Origin of the sequence: Microcoleus sp. CAWBG58, from assembly GCF_020883045.1 — a bacterium.
GTDB lineage: Bacteria > Cyanobacteriota > Cyanobacteriia > Cyanobacteriales > Microcoleaceae > Microcoleus.
In genome coordinates this window covers 40,713-59,727 of record NZ_JAHRFA010000043.1, presented here as the reverse complement: position 1 = coordinate 59,727, position 19,015 = coordinate 40,713, and the positions used below count along the sequence as shown (strand labels likewise).

15 protein-coding genes are annotated in these 19,015 nt (G+C 45.6%); 9 read left to right on the top strand and 6 right to left on the bottom strand.

The window, feature by feature from the left end; translation table 11 throughout:
* Positions 1-274 precede the first annotated feature (274 nt).
* Together QZ918_RS19485 and QZ918_RS19480 are read right to left on the bottom strand one after the other, a co-directional pair.
* On the bottom strand, positions 275-727 hold the full coding sequence (locus tag QZ918_RS19485; RefSeq protein WP_293146325.1) for a cupin domain-containing protein: 453 nt from the start codon (positions 725-727) through the stop codon (positions 275-277).
* A 310-nt stretch (positions 728-1,037) separates the two neighbouring features.
* Positions 1,038-1,808, bottom strand: a complete 771-nt coding sequence (locus QZ918_RS19480; RefSeq protein WP_293337786.1) for a cysteine hydrolase family protein — start codon at positions 1,806-1,808, stop codon at positions 1,038-1,040.
* Between the two features lie 565 nt (positions 1,809-2,373).
* Here QZ918_RS19480 and QZ918_RS19475 point away from each other — a divergent pair.
* The 3 genes from QZ918_RS19475 to QZ918_RS19465 all read left to right on the top strand — a co-directional run bounded on the left by QZ918_RS19475 (position 2,374) and on the right by QZ918_RS19465 (position 6,152).
* Positions 2,374-3,783 (top strand): amidohydrolase, encoded by a 1,410-nt coding sequence (locus QZ918_RS19475; RefSeq protein ID WP_293337784.1) that lies wholly within the window; start codon positions 2,374-2,376, stop codon positions 3,781-3,783.
* Between the two features lie 169 nt (positions 3,784-3,952).
* On the top strand, positions 3,953-5,143 hold the full coding sequence (locus QZ918_RS19470; protein ID WP_293337782.1) for a glycoside hydrolase family 10-like protein: 1,191 nt from the start codon (positions 3,953-3,955) through the stop codon (positions 5,141-5,143).
* 325 nt (positions 5,144-5,468) lie between these two features.
* Positions 5,469-6,152: a TIGR02117 family protein gene (locus QZ918_RS19465; RefSeq protein ID WP_293337780.1), complete on the top strand. Its 684-nt coding sequence runs from the start codon at positions 5,469-5,471 to the stop codon at positions 6,150-6,152.
* Between the two features lie 13 nt (positions 6,153-6,165).
* Here QZ918_RS19465 and QZ918_RS19460 read toward each other — a convergent pair whose 3' ends face one another.
* On the bottom strand, positions 6,166-6,312 hold the full coding sequence (locus tag QZ918_RS19460; protein WP_293337778.1) for a hypothetical protein: 147 nt from the start codon (positions 6,310-6,312) through the stop codon (positions 6,166-6,168).
* Between the two features lie 12 nt (positions 6,313-6,324).
* Between QZ918_RS19460 and hisA the strand changes: the two genes are divergently transcribed.
* Together hisA and QZ918_RS19450 are read left to right on the top strand one after the other, a co-directional pair.
* On the top strand, positions 6,325-7,098 hold the full coding sequence (gene hisA / locus QZ918_RS19455) for a 1-(5-phosphoribosyl)-5-[(5-phosphoribosylamino)methylideneamino]imidazole-4-carboxamide isomerase (RefSeq protein ID WP_293337776.1): 774 nt from the start codon (positions 6,325-6,327) through the stop codon (positions 7,096-7,098).
* A 233-nt stretch (positions 7,099-7,331) separates the two neighbouring features.
* Entirely contained in the window at positions 7,332-8,750 is a 1,419-nt protein-coding gene (locus QZ918_RS19450) for a cation:proton antiporter (protein ID WP_293337790.1), read from the top strand.
* A 167-nt stretch (positions 8,751-8,917) separates the two neighbouring features.
* Here the strand turns inward: QZ918_RS19450 and QZ918_RS19445 are convergent, their stop codons facing one another.
* The gene (locus QZ918_RS19445; RefSeq protein WP_293337774.1) at positions 8,918-11,092 is read right to left on the bottom strand and encodes a glutamine synthetase III family protein; all 2,175 of its coding nucleotides are present in this window, start codon (positions 11,090-11,092) and stop codon (positions 8,918-8,920) included.
* Positions 11,093-12,028: 936 nt separating this feature from the next.
* Positions 12,029-12,640 carry a 2OG-Fe(II) oxygenase gene (locus QZ918_RS19440; RefSeq protein ID WP_293146347.1) on the bottom strand — a complete coding sequence of 204 codons (612 nt, stop codon included), beginning with the start codon at positions 12,638-12,640 and terminating at the stop codon, positions 12,029-12,031.
* Positions 12,641-13,200: 560 nt separating this feature from the next.
* Between QZ918_RS19440 and QZ918_RS19435 the strand changes: the two genes are divergently transcribed.
* A complete protein-coding gene (locus QZ918_RS19435; protein WP_293337772.1) occupies positions 13,201-14,325 on the top strand; it encodes an ankyrin repeat domain-containing protein in 1,125 nt (374 codons plus the stop codon).
* Between the two features lie 267 nt (positions 14,326-14,592).
* Here the strand turns inward: QZ918_RS19435 and QZ918_RS19430 are convergent, their stop codons facing one another.
* On the bottom strand, positions 14,593-15,858 hold the full coding sequence (locus QZ918_RS19430) for a CCA tRNA nucleotidyltransferase (protein ID WP_293337770.1): 1,266 nt from the start codon (positions 15,856-15,858) through the stop codon (positions 14,593-14,595).
* 108 nt (positions 15,859-15,966) lie between these two features.
* Between QZ918_RS19430 and QZ918_RS19425 the strand changes: the two genes are divergently transcribed.
* The 3 genes from QZ918_RS19425 to tsaB all read left to right on the top strand — a co-directional run bounded on the left by QZ918_RS19425 (position 15,967) and on the right by tsaB (position 18,900).
* On the top strand, positions 15,967-16,215 hold the full coding sequence (locus tag QZ918_RS19425) for a Ycf34 family protein (RefSeq protein WP_293146353.1): 249 nt from the start codon (positions 15,967-15,969) through the stop codon (positions 16,213-16,215).
* 241 nt (positions 16,216-16,456) lie between these two features.
* Entirely contained in the window at positions 16,457-18,166 is a 1,710-nt protein-coding gene (locus QZ918_RS19420) for a serine/threonine-protein kinase (RefSeq protein WP_293337768.1), read from the top strand.
* Positions 18,167-18,168: 2 nt separating this feature from the next.
* Positions 18,169-18,900: a tRNA (adenosine(37)-N6)-threonylcarbamoyltransferase complex dimerization subunit type 1 TsaB gene (gene tsaB, locus QZ918_RS19415; protein ID WP_293337766.1), complete on the top strand. Its 732-nt coding sequence runs from the start codon at positions 18,169-18,171 to the stop codon at positions 18,898-18,900.
* The last annotated feature ends 115 nt before the right edge of the window (positions 18,901-19,015 follow it).

Below are 19,015 nucleotides of genomic sequence, written 5' to 3'. Positions count from 1 at the left end.
CGTTCTGAACCCAGAGTTTTAAAACGAAGGCCGAAACCGTATCCTCGAATGCAAGAACCTCGCTCTGTCTTGAAAGCTAAACTACGAAGGTGATTAAGCCTTTTTCAGTGCCATTCGACTTTAGTCCTTTTTTTTCAGGTTTGTAGTCAGGACTAAAGTGCTTTCCTTTATTTTCCTTTATTTTCCTTTATTTTCTTTTGCGGACTGAAGTCCTCACTACGAACCTAGCGCATTTAGTCGTTTATTTTGCGGACTGAAGTCCGAACGATCAAATCTAGCACGGCACGAGTACATCCGATCGCCCGAGAACCCTCATATCTTCCTCATCGAGTTCGACTGGCGTACCGCTGCGAATTAGTTCCACAAAATCCTCGTTTGGCACCATGATGCACAAGGTGTAAAGACGTTCGCTGCCCGTATTTTCAATGACGTGAGTCCCCGTTGGAGGCACTAACAAACTATCACCCGGTTTAATACTAACTGTTTTGCCGTCGCAAGTCGCTTGCCCTCTTCCTTTGAGTACAAAAAACATTTCTACCGCAAATTGATGGCGGTTGGGAGGAGTTTTTCCGCCCGGATCGAAAATCTCGATGCAAACAGTTAATGAGGCATTCGCGGTTGCCGGATCGAAAACTATGGCTAATCTATTAGTATCGCCCGGGCTAATGCGAAATGCTTGGTAGTCTTGAGGCGATTTCATTACAGGAATCATGCACTGGTTTGTCATTTTTTTATTGTTAGTTGTGAGTTGTTATAGCTGAAGGAAGTTCGGCAACGGATTCTGTAACGGATGTAACGGATGTAATGGATGTCACTCCAAAGGAAGAGAGAAGAAGGAAGAAGGAAGAAGGAAGAGAACCCAGGATTTTAGCAATTAAGAATTTCCTGACCGTCACGGACGGTTTCTATATGTTTCTGCTATCATTACTGAGTATTCACGGTCATTAGTAAGTGGCTCAACCTCCCAAGTTTATTACTAATGACCAATGACCAATGACCAATGACCAATGACCAATAACCAATGACTAATTCCCTAGTTATTTAATTGCTTCTAACATAGCCTGAGAATCAGACAAAAACCCAAAACATTGTTTAACGTTATAAAGAGTAGCCTGCCAACAAAACTCTGGAGATGTAGTAGCTGTACAATCTTTGACCAAAATGCAGTCGTAGTTGAGAAAACAAGCATCTTGTAGGGTAGCCATGACACACTGATCTGCGTTGACTCCTCCAAAGAAAAGTGTAGTTCTTCCCAGGTTGCGGAGGATACTATCTAAAGGAGTATCCCAAAAGGCACTCATGCGATATTTATCAATGCAAATATCCTCTGGTTTCTGTTCTAATTCATCAACAACGGCGGCCGCCCAACTCCCCGCCGTCAAAACAGGTGCGCCATTTTTGGGTAGCGGATCTCCCAAACCTACGCCCTCGCCCGTGGGATTGTAAACGTGGCGCGAAGCTGCGCTAATATTGAGCAAATCGGGGCGGTTTCCCCAGTTTATCCAAATAATGGGTACTGCGTGCGATCGCAATTTTGGCAGCAAATTTTGCAAGGGATTAATTGGAGTGCGCGCAGGTGTGACATCGACGCCGATGTGTGATAGCCAACCGTCGGGGTGACAGAAATCGTTTTGCATATCTATCACCAGCATCGCTGCTTTTGCTAAGTCCAATCGCAGGGTTTTGGTTTCTGTTTCTAGGGTAACAGGTTGAGGCGCGATCGGCGATCGGGTGATGTCGGCAATTTTAGCATCAACTTTCCAAGCATTGGGCGCAACGCCCAAGGTGCGGAGGCTATCTGGATTCATATTAATTGTGATTTGAAAACACTTTCAATTTTAGGACTATTTGATTGTTCCTAACTTTGTCATACCTTAAATCTTTGCTAAGATTGAGCAATAACTATCATTCGTCACTGCTTGGAGCTACTTTATTTTTTATTAAAATCAACAAAACTTAGGCAAAAAGTTTCTAGTTTCTAGGCTATTTTCTCGTTCCCAGGCTATGCCTGGGAATTCCTTGTACAAGGCTCTGCCTCCAGTAAACCACAGGCGAGTATGGTAATTTTACACTCGTCATAAAAATTAGGTACGTAGTTGCGCTTCAGCGCTCTTTATAATATTAGGAAAGAGGGCTCGCATCCCAACAACGTACCTTGGCTAGCGATACTTTGGGTAATTTTATATATCGTATCCTGACAATAAAACTGCCCTGCCAGTAAAGCACAGGTGAGGCTCTTCCTCGCTTATATGCGTTACCAGGCATAACCTCGGAACGAGATTAAACAATCTTTAAAAGCTGAGAACGAGATGAAAGAAGATGATTTAGTCCTAAAATAGAAATAGATGTGAATTCACCAGACAGGGTAAATCTATGAGTTTTACAATCCAAAATGCTTTAATTCCTGTTGAGAGTGGCTATGAAACCGCAGACGTGCAAGTGGCGGATAATTGCATAAGTGCGATCGAACCTAATTTAGATCCGACAGGAACAACAATGGATGGCAAAAATAAGCTGCTGCTGCCCGGTTTTGTCAACGCGCACACCCACTCTTCTGAAATGTGGCAGCGCGGGATTATTCCCCCTTTGCCCCTGGAGTTGTGGATTGGGGAACTGTACGATTTCACGCCTCTCGATCCCGAACAAGTTTACTTGAGTGCCTTGGGAACTGCGGTAGAAACTTTGCTCTCTGGCGGTACAAGCGTAGTCGATCATTTAGTTTTGATTCCGGGGCAAGAATTAGAGACAATTGCCGCCGCAGTTCGCGCTTATCAAGAAATCGGCATCCGCGCTTTTATCGGGCCGTTAATTCAAGATGAATCCCTGACAGCGGGAATGCCTGCGGGCGAGGGCGGTATCGAACACGCTGCTTACATTCGCTCGACAAAGGCAACTTTGGAACTCATGGAAGCAGCTATCAAACAGTTTCACCATCCCGAAAAAGGTGTTAATATATTGCTGGCACCGACGGGAATTCAACTGTGTTCCGATGCTTTGTTTGAAGGCTGCATCGATTTGGGCGATCGCTACAATCTTTGCCTGCACGCCCACCTCTTGGAAACGCCCGCTCAAAAACAGTTGGCTCACGAAAAATACGGCTGTAGCGCTGTCAAACATTTGCAACAAATCGGTTATTTAAGTCCGCGCACTTCCTTAGCGCACTGCGTGTGGCTGGACGATGCTGATATTGGAATCCTGGCAGCAACTCAATCGACAGTCGTACACAATCCCCTCAGCAACCTGCGGCTGGGAAGCGGGATTGCACCAATTTTAAAATACCGCCAAGCCGGAGTAAACGTATCTTTCGGCTGCGACGGCGCCGCTAGCAACGACTCTCAGGATTTGCTGGAAGCAATTAAAATTGGTTCGATTCTGCACAATATTACGGATTTGGATTACCGCCACTGGATTACACCGCGTCAGTCTGTAGAAATGGCATCGCTGGGCGGAGCAAAAGGCTTGAATCTCGGCGATGAAATGGGTTCGCTGACTGTCGGCAAAAAAGCGGATTTTGTGCTGTACGATTTAACCAGTTTATCATTGTTGCCGCGCACCGATCCGATTGGCTTGCTAATTTTGGGACGCCCGACAAATGCGGTAGACAGTGTTTGGGTAAACGGCAAACAAATTGTCGCTGAAGGGAAGGTGAAAACGATCGATGTTGATGGTTTGAGGCGGCAATTATTCGATCGCAGCGAGTGGAGTAGCAAGCGTCAATCACCAATGGTGGGCGAGATTGAATCGCACTACCGCCAAGTGATGAAATTGCCACTCGGCGGTTGAAACCAGGCTTATACAAACAAAACCTGAGGAAGCGGGTTGAAGAAAGACTCGGCGGTTGAAACCGCGACTATACAGACAAAACCCGCCTCCGCGGGTTGAAGAATAATTGTCAGGTTTGCAATGCGAACGTTACAGTATGATGTTAAATTGTGGTGTTTGCGAAAAATCGATGATTAAACTGCACAAATGGCGGCGGATACTGGCTTTAATAGCTATTTTTGCGATCGCCCTTAGCTCCGCCGCAATTTTCTCCCCCCGAATCGAAGCTCAAACTTCGCCCAAAACCCCAACAACCGAATTGCGCGGCATCTGGCTGACGAACATTGACAGCGACGTTATTTTCTCGCGCAGCAACATAATTGACGCTGTCAACCGACTGGACAAACTGAACTTTAACACCATTTATCCCACGGTTTGGCAAGGAGGCTACACGCTTTATCCCAGCCCTGTAGCCAAACGAGTATTCGGAAAGTCGATCGACCCATCACCAGGATTGCAAGACCGAGACATTCTCAAAGAAATTATAGCACAATCCCACAAAAAAAATATAGCAGTAATCCCGTGGTTTGAGTTTGGTTTCATGGCCCCCGCCGAATCGGAATTAGCCAGACTTCACCCCGACTGGCTGGCGAAGCGGCGCGACGGTTCAACTATTTGGAAAGAAGGCACGCACGATCGAGTTTGGCTGAATCCTTTTCATGCAGAAGTCCAGAAATTTATCTTAGATTTAATCTTAGAAATCGTCGATAATTACGATATAGATGGGATTCAATTTGACGACCATTTCGGTTTGCCCGTAGAGTTTGGCTACGAGCCGCAAACAGTGTTAATGTATGAGAAACAAATCAAAAGTCCTCCTTCCAATGACGCCCGCGAAACCTTCTGGATCCGCTGGCGCGCCGACAAAATCAACGACTTCATGGGACAAATTTCCCGCGCCATCAAATCCCGCAAACAAAAATGTATTATTAGTGTATCTCCCAATCCCTTGCACTTTGCCTTACCCGCCCACTTGCAGGACTGGTTTACGTGGGAAAGACGCGGTTACATCGAAGAACTTATAGTACAGGTGTATCGCAACGACATCAAGCGTTTTAATGCCGAACTGGAACGGGAAGAAGTCAAAATCGCTAAAAAACACATTCCAACTGCGATCGGTATTTTAACAGGTTTGAAAAACAGTTCTATTCCGCTGCCACAAATTCAAGAGCAAGTGCAAGCAGTCCGAAACAGAAATTTTGCAGGAGTTTCCTTCTTTTTCTATGAAAGCTTGTCAAATTGGGCGAAGGAAACTCCCCAACAGCGAGACTCTGCACTGCAAGAATTCTTTCCCGCAAAGATGCAACGCCCACCAGTTTAAAACCTTTCGTAATGAGGACTTCAGTCTTCTTCGTTCGTAGTGAGGACTTTAGTCCTTCTTTGTTCGTAGTGAGGACTTTAGTCCTTCTTTTTCAGATTATTAAGGACAGTCATTCTTCGTTCGTAGTGAGGACTTTAGTCCTTCTTTTTCAGATTATCAAGGACTAAAGTCCTCACTACGAACCTTGAAATAGGACTTTAGTCCTTCTTTCTTAAATTTTTAAGGACTAAAGTCCTCACTACGAACCTTGAAATAGGACTTTAGTCCTTCTTTTTCAAATTTTTAAGGACTAAAGTCCTCACTACGAACCTTACAAAGAGATATAATGTTTAACACTAAATTAATTTGCCGCATTTGTATTTTTAATTTATGTCTGATTGCTGTCCTTGCTGCAATCGGCTACCTGACTCCCCGAAAGTGGGGAGACACCTCGCAAAAAAATCGCACAGTTAGCGTACAAGTTTCTAACCAAGGCATCCACACCGAAATCATCGTTCCAGTTAAAAATCAATATTTTAACTGGAATCAATATTTACCAATTACAGAAATAGGACGGGAAGCAAATTATGATTATAAATATTTGTCTTTTGGGTGGGGAGATCGAGCTTTCATGTTGGAAACTCCCACCTCAGCAACCATCAACCCAGTTATAGCTTTCAACGCGCTATTTCTCCCGACTCCGTCTACCCTCCACGTTCAAGGTTATCGAGTTTTTCCCCAAGATATAGAAACTAAATGTGTTAAAATTAGTGTGGAAAATTATCGGAGGCTGGTAAATTTTATTAAAAATACATTCCAATTAGACGCAGCAGGTAATAAAATAAAAATCAGCTACGGCTACTACAACAGTGACAGTTTTTATGAAGCAAAAGGCAGTTACTCGATTTTGAGAACTTGCAATGACTGGACGGCAGAAGCTTTGCGAGAAGCTGAGATTGATACTCCTTTGTGGTCAACTCTATCGTCATCGATTATGTTTCATTTAAATAGCGGTTGCGAATGTATTTAAACCGTTGACAGCGTTAATCAGTTGACAGTTGACAGTTGACAGTTGACAGTTGACAGTTGACAGTTGACAGTTGACAGTTGTTAGTAGGAATCACCAATTCCCAATTCCCAATTCCTGATGCCCGATGCCCAATTCCTGATGCCCAATTCCCAATTCCCAATTCCCAAATATTATGAATGTAATTCCAGCGATCGACCTTTTGGATGGAAAATGCGTCAGACTCTATCAGGGAGACTACGCCAAGTCCCAAACTTTTAACGAAAATCCCGTCGAAGTCGCCAGACAGTGGGTAAATGAAGGTGCGACAATGCTGCATTTGGTAGACCTCGATGGAGCAAAAGCAGGTCATCCTGTAAACTTAGCAGCTATTGAGGCGATCGTCCGCGCAGTAGACGTTCCCTGTCAATTAGGAGGCGGAATGCGCGATCGCCCTTCTGTCGCGGCAATTCTCAAATTAGGCGTTCAGCGCGCCATTCTCGGCACTGTCGCCGTCGAACAACCGCAATTAGTCGGTGAATTGTGTGCCGAATTTCCAGGTCAAATTCTCGTCGGAATCGATGCCAGAAACGGTAAAGTTGCGACTAGAGGCTGGCTGGAAACTTCCGAAGTGTTAGCGACAGAATTGGCGCAAAAAATGACAGAATTAGGGGCGGCTGAAATTATTTACACCGACATTCACCGCGACGGTACCATGGAAGGGCCGAATTTGGAATCTTTGCGGGAAATTGCTAGCGCCATCTCGATTCCGGTGATTGCTTCCGGCGGCGTCAGTTCGATCGCAGATTTGTTGAGTTTGTTGGCTTTGGAACCAATTGGTGTCAAAAGTGCGATCGTTGGTAGGGCAATTTATACCGGCGATATCTTGCTAAAAGAAGCAATTCAAGCCGTTGGACAAGGGCGGTGGCAGGATGTACCCCCAGATTTGGGTTCTTCGAGTTTTGCTTAATAGTCATATCGACACGACTTACACAACTGGTATATATTGTAAGGTGCGTCAGATATTAGATACCTGATAATCGTTCGATAATTTTATATGACGCACCCTACAAGTTGATGGGATGATGACAGTTGCGTAAGTAAAAATTGAGTTAAGTGGCTACCCAAAATCTAGCATTTATCAGTTTTGCAACTCATTGTCAACTATCAACTGTCAACTGTCAACTGTTTAACACGTCACCCATGTTTTTGAACCCTACAATTACAGCCTTAAGTTCAGGGATGGCATCACTAATTGCCCCCATACCTCTGCTAGCAGCAGTCGATCCCGAAAATTCGCCGATCGTCCTCAGCGGAGTTTTGCTCAGTTTAGTAGTGATTTATATCGCCAGTAAATTAGGCGCAGAAGTAGCGAGAAACTTCGATTTACCGCCCGTATTGGGTGAATTGGTAGCAGGGGTAATTGTCGGGGTGTCTGCTTTACACCTGATCGTTTTTTCCGAAAGCGGGCTGTCAGCTTCCGACTCGGGGATTATGAGTGTTTTGCAATCGCTCAACCATCTATCCCCTGCCGCCCTTACCAGTGTCTTTGAGTCGCAGAGTGAAATCATATCTGTGCTGGGCGAATTAGGCGTAATTATTCTGCTGTTTGAAATTGGCTTAGAGTCCGATCTCAATCAACTAAAACAAGTCGGAGTTCAAGCCGTCGTTGTCGCCTGTGTAGGCGTGGCTGTTCCCTTTGCCGCAGGTACTGTCGGCTTGATGCTCATTTTCCACACTCCGGCAATTCCGGCGATTTTTGCAGGGGCGGCTTTGACAGCAACCAGCATCGGAATTACCTCAAAAGTGTTGTCCGATTTAGGACAACTTACATCTAAAGAAGGTCAAATTATTGTCGGTGCGGCGGTGATTGATGATGTGCTGGGAATTATTGTCCTAGCTGTTGTCGCTAGCTTGGCTAAAACTGGTGAAATTGATGTTGTTAATGTCATCTATTTGATTGTCAGCGCCACTGTATTTCTGTTAGGTTCGATTCTGTTGGGCGGTGTCTTCGACAAAACCTTCTCGGCGGTGGTGGGCCAACTCAAAACTCGCGGCAATATTATCATCCCAGCTTTTATTTTCGCCTTATTCATGGCATTTCTGGGCAACGCAATTCATCTGGAAGCGATTTTGGGTGCGTTTGCGGCTGGTTTGGTTTTGGATAAAAGCGATGCGCGCAACGAGTTGGATGAATTGATTAAACCCATCGCTGATGTAGTTGTGCCCATCTTTTTTGTGACAGTGGGAGCCAGGGCAGATTTGGGAGTTTTGAACCCAGCGATACCGGACAATCGCGCCGGACTTTTGATTGCTGCTTTCTTGATTGTGGTGGCGATTATTGGCAAAATTGTGACAGGTTGGGTGGTGTTTGGTGTGCCCGGAATCAATCGATGGGCGATCGGAGTTGGGATGATTCCTCGGGGCGAAGTCGGTTTGGTTTTTGCCGGAATTGGTTCGGCGAGTGGGGTGTTGGATAAGCCGTTGGAAGTCTCGATTATTATCATGGTGATTCTGACGACTTTCTTGGCGCCGCCGTTTTTGCGGATTGCTTTTGGCGATTCAGTAGTACCTCCTGCTAGTGGGGAACCTTCTAGCGAAAAAACCGCGATTAGCGGGTAATTGAGTTCGATATTCCTCTTTAGGTACGTTGTTGCGCTTCAGCGCTCTTTTCTATTATATAAAGAGCGCTGAAGCGCAACAACATACCTTTATTTGAAATCCAAGACTCACAAAAAAATAAGGACACGGCACTGCCGCATCCCTACAGAAATTAACTCAATTTGCTATTACTTAACAAACAGCATTTCTTGATAAGTAGGCAGCGGCCACAAATCATCAGCCACTTCAGCTTCCAAAGCATCAACATACTGACGAACCTCATCCATCAAAGGACGAATGGTTTGCGAAGCAAACTGCATATGCTCTTCAGTTGTAGCAAAATCGTGCTTGCCCAAAGCATCACTCAACTTGCTCGCAGTATCCATCATCGACTTAACCAGCGTCGCGACTTTTTCAGCAGTTGCCTTTTCTAATTCAATGCCAATCTCTTTCAAGCCAGCAATTGTGTTAGAAAGATCCGACAAATATCTCACCGCTGCCGGATAAATCATTGTTTTGGAAATGCTGCCGACCAGTTTTGCTTCGACTTCAATAGCCAGTATATACTGCTCTGCATACACATCAAAACGGCTTTCCAATTCAACCGGAGTCAGAACGCCTGTCTTTTCAAACAAGTCCTCAATGTATTCTGCCTTCAATACGGGCAAAGCATCGGCGGTAGTCCGCAAGTTAGCTAAACCGCGTTCTTCAACGGCCATTTTGTGCCATTCTTCAGAATAGCCGTTGCCACCAAATACTACGGCGCCGTGCTCGTCCATCACTTCTTTCAAAAGTGTTTGGATCGCAGCATTTAGTTCAGTTCCCTTAGCCAAATCGCTTTCTAATTTGTTAGCAACCCAGTCCAAAGAATCGGCAAGAATTGTATTCATTGCCACCAGCGGGCCGGAAACAGATTGACCGGAACCTACTGCGCGGAATTCAAAGCGGTTTCCAGTAAAGGCAAAGGGCGAAGTCCGGTTTCTGTCACCGGCATCTTTTATGAAAGTAGGCAGTGTTTCTACGCCTAAATTCATAATTCCCCGACCTTGAGAACCCTTAACTCCGCCCTGGCGAATTTGCTCGAAGATATCTTCTAATTGCGAACCCAAGTAGACGGAGATAATCGCTGGCGGAGCTTCATTGGCACCCAAGCGATGGTCGTTGCTAGCAGTTGCAACTACTGCGCGCAACAAGGGGCCGTATTTGTGAACGCCGCGAATTACAGCGCCGCAGAAAACTAGGAATTGTATGTTGGAGTGCGGTGTATCGCCTGGATCTAATAAGTTGCCTTGGGTGGCGTTACCGACTGACCAGTTAACGTGTTTGCCGGAACCGTTGATTCCTGCGAAAGGCTTCTCGTGGAGCAAGCACATAAAACCATGTTTCTTCGCAGTGTTGCGTAGAATTGTCATGGTTAATTGTTGGTGGTCGCTGGCGACGTTTGCTGCTTCAAAAACTGGTGCAATTTCAAACTGACCGGGTGCTACTTCGTTGTGGCGGGTTTTGGCAGGAATGCCCAGGCGGTACATTCTTTCTTCAACTTCTTGCATGAAGACTTGAACGCGCTCTGGGATTGCTCCAAAATAGTGGTCGTCAAATTGCTGACCTTTGGCTGGAGGTTTGCCGAACAGGGTGCGACCTGCTAATAGTAAATCGGGGCGGCTGTTGGCGAAGTTGGAATCTATTAGGAAGTATTCTTGCTCGGAACCGCAACTGGAATTTACGGGAGCTACTTCGGTATTTCCTAACAGTTTTAAGACTCTGGTTGCTGCTTTGTTCATGGCAGCAATGGAGCGCAAAAGCGGGGTTTTCTTGTCTAGGGCTTCACCTGTCCAGGAGATGAAAACAGTGGGAATGCACAATGTCATGCCGTTGTCTGTTTCCATGACATAGGCGGGGCTGGTGACATCCCATGCTGTGTATCCGCGAGCTGCTGCGGTGGAGCGAATGCCACCGTTGGGGAAGGAGGAACCGTCGGGTTCGCCTTGTACTAGCAGTTTACCTGCAAATTCTGAGATGACGGAGCCGTCGCTTTGGACGGAGATGAAACCGTCGTGTTTTTCGGCGGTGCTGTTGGTTAGCGGGTAAAATACGTGGGCGTAGTAGAGGGCTCCTTTGGAAATAGCCCAATCTTTCATTGCTACTGCAACGACATCGGCTACGGAAGGATCTAGTGTTTGCCCGGTTTGAATGGTATTTTTTACTGATTTAAAAATACTTTTGGGCAGGCTTTCTTGCATTTTGCTCAGACTGAAAACGTCTGTTGCCCACATTTCTTCTAACCGCTTGGGAGGCTTTGCGGGAGTGATTTGGCGGTTGACGATTTGAGAAATTGCTTGAATGCGCGATTCGTTTCCACTCATGGTTATTTTTATGGGAATTAGGGACAGGTAGCTGTGAAAAAATATAGGTTAGTGCAAGTCTAACCGTTGACGAATATGTTGGATCTACCAACATTTAGTCTGACCTAACTTTTTGAAGAATGCCTTATTTGGCAGGCTCTCAAAGATTGGAAAATCGAGGCGGAATCTCTTCGCCGTCCGTGTTGGTGAGAATCCGGTGTTCCATAGATGCGGTTCGATTTCGATTATTAGCAAGTAAATAGATGACTGGATACTGTACTAATTTGAGTCAACATCGTAGATGTCGGCACTGCACAGATTTACTAGCTAATTTTCACCCTGATCGGCTCAAAAATTTTGTGCGAGTTAATTCCTATGAATTCTGGTCAAAACTACTTATGGTTTTTAATGGTTCGACGATCGCTAAATCGCTGTCCAGCAAACAACGCACTCGTTTATGGTTTTGGGGAATTATGGAGAGTACACAATCTACACTTGGAGAGTGTAAACAATCATTAAGGAAATAAATGTATCGTAGGCTACAGAATTTTAGTTTTTTTCCAAGCTGGCGATCGCCCGATCGCGCATAACGGCAGAATTAGAGTTGTAGGGTGTGTCAGCAGCGCGTTATTTTATCCAGAATTGAGGGTTCAAAGCTGACGCACCTACTTCATGTCATGTCTGTTAAATTGCGCGCGATCGAATTTTGTCGTGTGGTGGGGGCGGGTTTATGGATATTGTTGGTTTGAGTCAGAGATTGTTTGTGAGGGGCGCCCCTACAAGCATGGTTATTCATGCAACGTATCTGATATCGATTATCGAATAAACTTCTATTGAATTGCGCGCGATCGAATTTTGTCGTGTGGTGGGGGCGGGTTTATGAGATTGTTGGTTTGAGTCAGAGATTGTTGGTTAACCGGCCCCTACAAGCATTTTGATTATTTTACTAGATAAACCTCATTTGATTTTTGCTTTCGCGGCCCTCGACTCGATTGTAAATCCGGGAATATCTTGTAATTCTGTGGCGCTCAAACTGTACTGTTCGCAAACCAAACTTAAGCGAGTCCCGCTACTTTTTACGGCGTTGACTGAGTGTGTCAAATCTCCTTGAAAATAGATCAGTGAATTGACTTGTGGCTTAATCTGTCCGACTTGCTGTTTGTTGCGCCGGAGTATCAATTCTCCGCCTTGCAAATTTGGGGGAACTTGTACGTACAAAACGCTGACGGCGGCGGGAGGTTCAACCGTTTTGCAGTACGATCGCAAAGATCGATCGATATGCGGATCGACGCGGGAACCTTCGCCCAGAAGCAGGGGATTGAGGTAAAAAGCGTTGCATTCCGGCTGTAATGCTTGGTCTAGATAGGGTTTGAACAAGGGGAAGCGGCGCTCGACTTCGGCGATTTGAGCGCGCCCAAATACCACGGAAAAGCCTTTTGTGCCGATGAAATCGCGGTTGAGGTTGTTGGTTGCAAAGTAAGGTGAGGCGAGAATTGCTCCTCGTAAGTCGTTGAGATAGTCGATCGAGAAAGCGTTAGGATGTTGGCTGTAGTATTTCAAGGCGCTCAAAAATCATCAAAGTTTAAAAGTTTAACGGAAACAGCGGATAGGAATGCAGCAATTGCTCAGACTTGGGAAAAGCTTAGTTCCTCGCCGAGGATATGCGGAAGTTTTGCGAATTAATAGTAACACGAAGGGAACAATCAGCACAAGCTCCAACGGGAATGGCCGGACTTTGCTGGATCGAGGTTTTTGCATTAGTTGTTGTATGTAATATCGTTTCCGCTTGGATCGGAATGATTTAACCGCAGAGAATACAGATAAAGGGAAGAGAGAGATAAATACAGGACGATGTTAACGGATTTGATATAAATCGTGGATCGAGAACGACTATTACAACTCTAGCTTGCAGTAAATTTTGCCGATCGTCCAAAACGCGATTGTTGTTTGCTAATTCCCAAAGTGCGATCGGCCGACATAGGTTAAGAGTTATATAGCAATCCTAAATCATTTGTGAATTTCTTCTTACTCCCTCCCCTTAATAAGGGGAGGGTTGGGGTGGGGTAAAAAAACTTTACGAGTCATTTAGGACTGCTATAGTCGATCGCATAAGCTACCTTAAGATAATTATGCGTTTCTTTCGTTTTGGCTGTCTTGGTATTTTAGGCTTGTTAATTATCCTCTCGGTTGCTCCCCGACAAATTATGAAATTGGGTATTCGCACGGCCGAATTTAGTCCTGATGGCAAATATTCGATCGCGATTCTCAGATATCCAATGCTGTTTTCTATGCCCGGTGGAGGAAGCGATGCCCCCTGCGATGTATTTCTGTTCGATGCGGCTGGAAGAGAGTTGAATAGTACAAGTGTTGAGATGGTGCAACTTGTGTCTGTGCACTGGCAGGGCGATCGGGTGAGAATTGGGGATATGTTAGATGAATGGAAATTGCCCAAAATAGATAATATCAACATTTTGCTGTTTAGTGCTGCTTACACGGGCGATCGCGCAGCAGTCGAAAAGCTCTTGGCAAAAAATGCAGATATCCATTTCAAGACTTATTTAAACCAAACACTGTTACACGCGGCTGCTTTTGGCCCGAATCAGGCAATTGTACAGTTGTTTCTCCAAAAAGGATTGGATGTAAGGGCTCTCGACAAATCAGGACAAACGCCCCTGCACGCGGCGGCTGCTGGACGGGGTAGCGGGGCGATCGACCTTTTAATCGCCAGTGGTGCAGACATGGAGGCGATCGATCTCCCCCGTCACGATACTGGACAAACAGCACTCAACATCGCAGCAGATAGGGGCAATTCTCAAGCAATGAAAGCCTTGATCGAGCGAGGTGCCAAGGTGAATGACAGCACCTTTTTTTCTGTAATCAAGAGGTTTAAGTCTGAAAAAACGAAGCAAGAGATAATTGAATTACTGCTAGATCATCAAGCTGAAGTACCATCAGGTTTACTTTACAGCGCTGTCTCCGGTCGAAATATCGAGCTGGTAAAATTATTGATCGATCGCGGTGCTGATGTGAACGAACCAGATCCTTACGATAATACTACTCTGTTGATGAGAATTGTGCAACCCCATACTGGTATCTCTCCGCAATTAAAACCTGCCTTAGTGAAGTTATTTCTTGCAAAGGGTGCGGATGTAAATGCTCGAAACAAAAATGGTGAAACTGTTTTAAGTATTGCTTACAAATCATCCACTCCGGAGATTGTGAAGTTACTCCAACAGCACGGAGCTCAAAGATAAATCGGCGGTTTAAACCTATTCTCAATAAATTTTCATCTGCCCAGGCGGATTTAGGAATAAACGAGATATGAAAGTTGTATTTTGTATGCGGTAGTCAGAGGGCTAAAGCCCAACAACGTACCTCATACCTCATCTTTGATCTGTCGAGGCGAATTTAGGAGTCAACGAGGTTTCAAAGTCGTATTTTGTATGCGGCAGTCAGGAGGCTCAAGCCCAACAACGTACCTAATCTTTCTGATAACCGCTATACATTTTAGGGATTTGTATTTATATCAAATCTGGCTGTACCGCAACAAAGTCTGACGCCAATTTCAGTGCATCTTCGCGAGTCGCAATTCTCCCTTCCACCCGCGCTAATTGAATCTCCATTAACAATTGACCGATGCGCGGACTTCTGGGAATATTCAAAGATTCCATTAACTCATTGCCGCTCACTAATTGTGTGGGATGGGCGACTATATCACCGACATCGAGATAGCGATTAATTAACAGTGCAATCTCCTCAACCGCAATTCCCACCGCCATGGCTAAAACTGCTAAAATTGGAAATACTATTCCCACGTCGCGAAACAAGAAATATTGTTCTCGTAACGACATTTCTGCAATCGGTTGTGCTTGCAGTTGTGGCAAATATTTCAAAAGCTCGATCGCACTTTTAATCTCTGCATTGCTGTACTTCAACCGCAGCAACTCGGTTTCAGCAATTGTCGGGTCGGAATTTGCCAAAACAGCCAACTTCCCGATCGCCAACAACGGCGTTTTAATTGTATCCCGAATCGATCGCCCAAACTCTTTCCCCAACTCCGGGTAAATTGCCGCCAATTCAGCAGCACACGCGTCGATTTTTGTCAAAATATCGAAACGGTCGATCGCACTTGCAAACCAAATCGAAAACAATCCATCTTCGCAACCCTTACAAATCCAAGGAACACCGTTATTATTGCTCAACAAATAACCCAATTCTGTCCGCACCCGTTCCACCGCCACCCGACTCAACAACGGCGCCAATTCCCGAATCGCAAATTGTGTTTCCGGTTCGATCGCAAAACCCAACTGTGCTGCTTGGCGGTAAGCTCTTAATAACCTTAGCGGATCGTCCTCTAAATTCGATCGCGAAATCATCCGCAGCAACCCCAACCGCAAATCAGTTTGACCGTCTAAAGGATCGATGATTTCTCCAGTAAAAGGATTGCAGGCGATAGCATTAATCCGAAAATCCCGGCGCAGCAAATCCCCCTCCAGACTCCCCCCGAAAGCCTGGGCAAAATCCACCGTACCGCCCGCAAACACCACCCGCGCAATCTGTCGTTCGGCATCCAACAACACAAATCCGCCTTTCGTGCGATCGGCAATTTTTCTAGCAGTTTTCACCGCCCGTGCTAACATAACGAAATCCAAATCAAAATAGTGCGATCGGCGGCCCAGCAGCGCATCCCGCACCGCGCCGCCCACCAAATAAACAGGCGGTGTCAGCAGTTCCAAATCGAACGGCCAAGTCTCAGGAGATAACGCAGGTGGCAAATTCATCGGCATCGCAACAAAAATCTACTTTCCTTACAAACAATAAAACTCTTGCTACGCTAGATTAACAGAAAGCTCAAAATTCACCAATCTTTTTGAAATGCACAGAGGATATCAAGAATGTGTATTTGTATTAACTGCCACTATGTAGACCGCTGCTTCACCTACCACGCCGTAGAAGGACAGCACGAACAAATCCACCTCACCGAAACACCCGATTTCGATCCCGTAGAACCCACCATCAACGTCAACATCCGCCCCCGTCAAGACGAAGTAGAAATGGAATGGGATGTAGTCGGGTGTCAAAGTTTTAAGCAAGAGACCGGCAAATGGGCCAAATTGCGGCCCGGTGAACTTGTACCAACTTGAGTCAGTTGACAGTTGACAGTTGACAGTTGTTAGTTATTAGTTATTAGTTGTTAGTAGACCGTAGACATTTGACCTGTGGTAGGGGCGGTGTCCCCGTGCCCGCCCTCTTCGTTAACAGTTGGTATTTTTTAGTTCCAATTCCCGATGTCCGATGTCCGATGCCCGATGCCCAATTCCCAATTCCCAATTCCCAATTCCCCATTCCTAAATCTAAAATCTAAAATCTAAAATCTAAAATCCAATGTCCTATTGCTTAAACCCAACTTGTCACAATCCGCAGAACCAAAGTGATGCAGAATTGTGCCAAAGTTGCGGCTCAAAATTGTTGTTAACTAACGAACAATCGCCATCAGCATCTCGCTACCGTAGCATAAGGGCGATCGCCCAAGGAGGCTTCGGCAGAACTTTTCTAGCAGTGGATGAAACCAAACCCCAGCCTTTTGCCCAGTGCGTCATCAAGCAATCTTTGCCACAAAACACCGCAGCCGAAAAAGCCGCGCAACTCTTCCACCAAGAAGCAGCCCAGCTAGAAACCTTGGGGAAACATCCCCAAATTCCCGAATTAATCGCGCATTTTGAACAAGAGGGAAGACAATATTTAGTACAAGAATTTATAGACGGCAAAAATTTAGCTCAAGAATTAGAACAAAAAGGAGCATTCACCGAAACCCAAATTCGGCAAATCCTCAACGATTTATTGCCAGTGATCCACTTTGTCCACAAATCCAAAGTCATTCACCGCGATATCAAGCCCGAAAATATCATTCGCCGCCGCCTATCTCCCGCCCCTTTACCCGCCTTAGAAAATTCCTATCAACCCTCTCCTTTCCAAAAAGATATCGTTTTAGTAGACTTTGGTGCAGCAAAGAAAGTAACAGCAACCGGATTGCCACAAACTGGTACAATCATCGGCAGCGCTGCTTATACAGCCCCAGAACAATTGATGGGAAAAGCCGTTTTTGCTAGCGATATCTACAGTTTGGGTGTTACTTGCATTCACTTGCTGACTCACATTCCTCCCTTCGACTTGTTCGACAGCGCCGAGGATTCTTGGGCTTGGCGAAATTATTTGAAGAGTGCTGTTAGCGACGATTTCGGCCGCATCCTCGATACGATGCTCCAAAGTGCCACAAACCGGCGCTACAGTTCAGCATCCGCAGTCATCCGGCAGTTGAACCCCAAGCCGGTCTATTTAGACGTGCAGCCCGTGTTGGATGCGCCGGAAACAGGCGCAGAATCCAAGCCTGCACTGGCGCCCGCACCTGCACTTTTCAGTCGGGAAGAGCAAGCCGAAATTCAGCAAGCTTTACAAGAGGCGATCGCCCCGTACAATGTTACAATCCAAATCAGTCAAGCCAAGCAAAAGCTCAATATCGTCATCAACAGAACCGAAGACAATCCCGTTTACTATCCGCACTTATCCCAAATAATTGCCACCAAACTCACCGCTTTGCAGTTAAATAAAGTCGCAGCCATTAAGTTGTTGGGAAGAGTAAACAATTCTCGCGTCCCCGAGTGGAAGGAAGTATTGCAAATCGATCCCAAGATTCAATTGAGAAACCAAATCGTGCGGCTGCAACAACATCAATTAGCCAAGAAAATCGCCCCAGTTGCTACCCAAGAATTTTGGCTTCCGAAGTTGAAAACTCAGGAATTCTGGCTCGATTCCCTCATGTTTGCTTTAGTTTGGTTTATATTTGGCTCTCAAATAGTCATCTTTAATTCTTGGTTCGCGCTCATAGTTGCATCCGGCTTTATGGTTGTCAAACATCAAGTTTCTCAAGACAAAGAATTTGCAAACAAGAATTTATTTGCAAGTTTGGTAGTGCTGTTTTTGATAACCGGTGGGATGGGCAATTCACGGATTTTAAACACGGGAATATTTGGCATTTTATTGGGTTGCTTGGTTGTGGCATTGCCTCTGTTTTTTGTGAAGGAAAATTATCAGTAATCGTGAATAGCAATCCCCAAGACGGAACATTAGTAAAAAAATACGGCTTAGCGTTGCACACCTCAACACCCGAATTAGGTTTAGCAATCAGCAATTTTTCCGGCGATTATCGCTGCCAAACTTGGAATTTGGGCCGCAATTTAGCAACGGATTTACACCAGCATTTAGTAGAGTTTATCGCGCCACAAACTTGGGCAGATTTGGCTTTTATTGCAGTGGCGAAGGGGCCCGGAGGTTTTACGGGGACTCGCATGGGTATGGTGACGGCGCGGACTTTGGCTCAACAGTTGAATATTCCGGTTTTTACTATTTCAACTTTGGCGGCTGTTGCTTGGTTGGAACCTCAATCCAGGGCGGGCACGGGGGCACCGCCCCTACAATCGGGGGGGCTTTTGGAATTAGAACCGCCCCTACAATCGGAGGGGTTTTTGAGACAGGATATTGCGCTGCAAATGCCTGCACAGCGGGGGCAATTATTTGGCGCTGTTTATTCAGTTAACAGTAATTGGGGTGTAACTGAGTTGTTTTCTGATGCAGTAATGACGGCGGAATCTTGGCAGGAAAAGTTAGATAATTGGGGAAGTTCCTATCAGTTGATTGAAGTTGGTAGCGAGTTGGGTGCGTCGGTTTCTGGCGTGTTGGATTTAGCTTATTTGGAGTGGAAACAAGGAAGTCGCCCTGATTGGTGGGATGCTTTGCCTTATTACGGGCAACATCCGGTGCAGGGGCAATGAATATTGGGCGTTGATGTGGCATTTTTTAAGGGTTTGTGAATGAGTTTTTTTATTGAACCGCGAAGGCGCTAAGGGCGCTAAGGAAGAGAAAAGAGGAGAGAGTTTTTGTGTTTGT

Excerpts from the sequence above, each read along its gene's own strand:
- QZ918_RS19485 (WP_293146325.1), bottom strand. The coding sequence starts at position 727 with ATGACAAACCAGTGCATGATTCCTGTAATGAAATCGCCTCAAGACTAC.
- QZ918_RS19445 (WP_293337774.1), bottom strand. The coding sequence starts at position 11,092 with ATGAGTGGAAACGAATCGCGCATTCAAGCAATTTCTCAAATCGTCAAC.
- QZ918_RS19470 (WP_293337782.1), top strand. The coding sequence starts at position 3,953 with ATGATTAAACTGCACAAATGGCGGCGGATACTGGCTTTAATAGCTATT.
- hisA (WP_293337776.1), top strand. The coding sequence starts at position 6,325 with ATGAATGTAATTCCAGCGATCGACCTTTTGGATGGAAAATGCGTCAGA.
- QZ918_RS19425 (WP_293146353.1), top strand. The coding sequence starts at position 15,967 with ATGTGTATTTGTATTAACTGCCACTATGTAGACCGCTGCTTCACCTAC.
- QZ918_RS19475 (WP_293337784.1), top strand. The coding sequence starts at position 2,374 with ATGAGTTTTACAATCCAAAATGCTTTAATTCCTGTTGAGAGTGGCTAT.
- QZ918_RS19430 (WP_293337770.1), bottom strand. The coding sequence starts at position 15,858 with ATGCCGATGAATTTGCCACCTGCGTTATCTCCTGAGACTTGGCCGTTC.
- QZ918_RS19435 (WP_293337772.1), top strand. The coding sequence starts at position 13,201 with ATGCGTTTCTTTCGTTTTGGCTGTCTTGGTATTTTAGGCTTGTTAATT.
- QZ918_RS19420 (WP_293337768.1), top strand. The coding sequence starts at position 16,457 with ATGTCCTATTGCTTAAACCCAACTTGTCACAATCCGCAGAACCAAAGT.
- QZ918_RS19465 (WP_293337780.1), top strand. The coding sequence starts at position 5,469 with ATGTTTAACACTAAATTAATTTGCCGCATTTGTATTTTTAATTTATGT.
- QZ918_RS19480 (WP_293337786.1), bottom strand. The coding sequence starts at position 1,808 with ATGAATCCAGATAGCCTCCGCACCTTGGGCGTTGCGCCCAATGCTTGG.
- QZ918_RS19450 (WP_293337790.1), top strand. The coding sequence starts at position 7,332 with ATGTTTTTGAACCCTACAATTACAGCCTTAAGTTCAGGGATGGCATCA.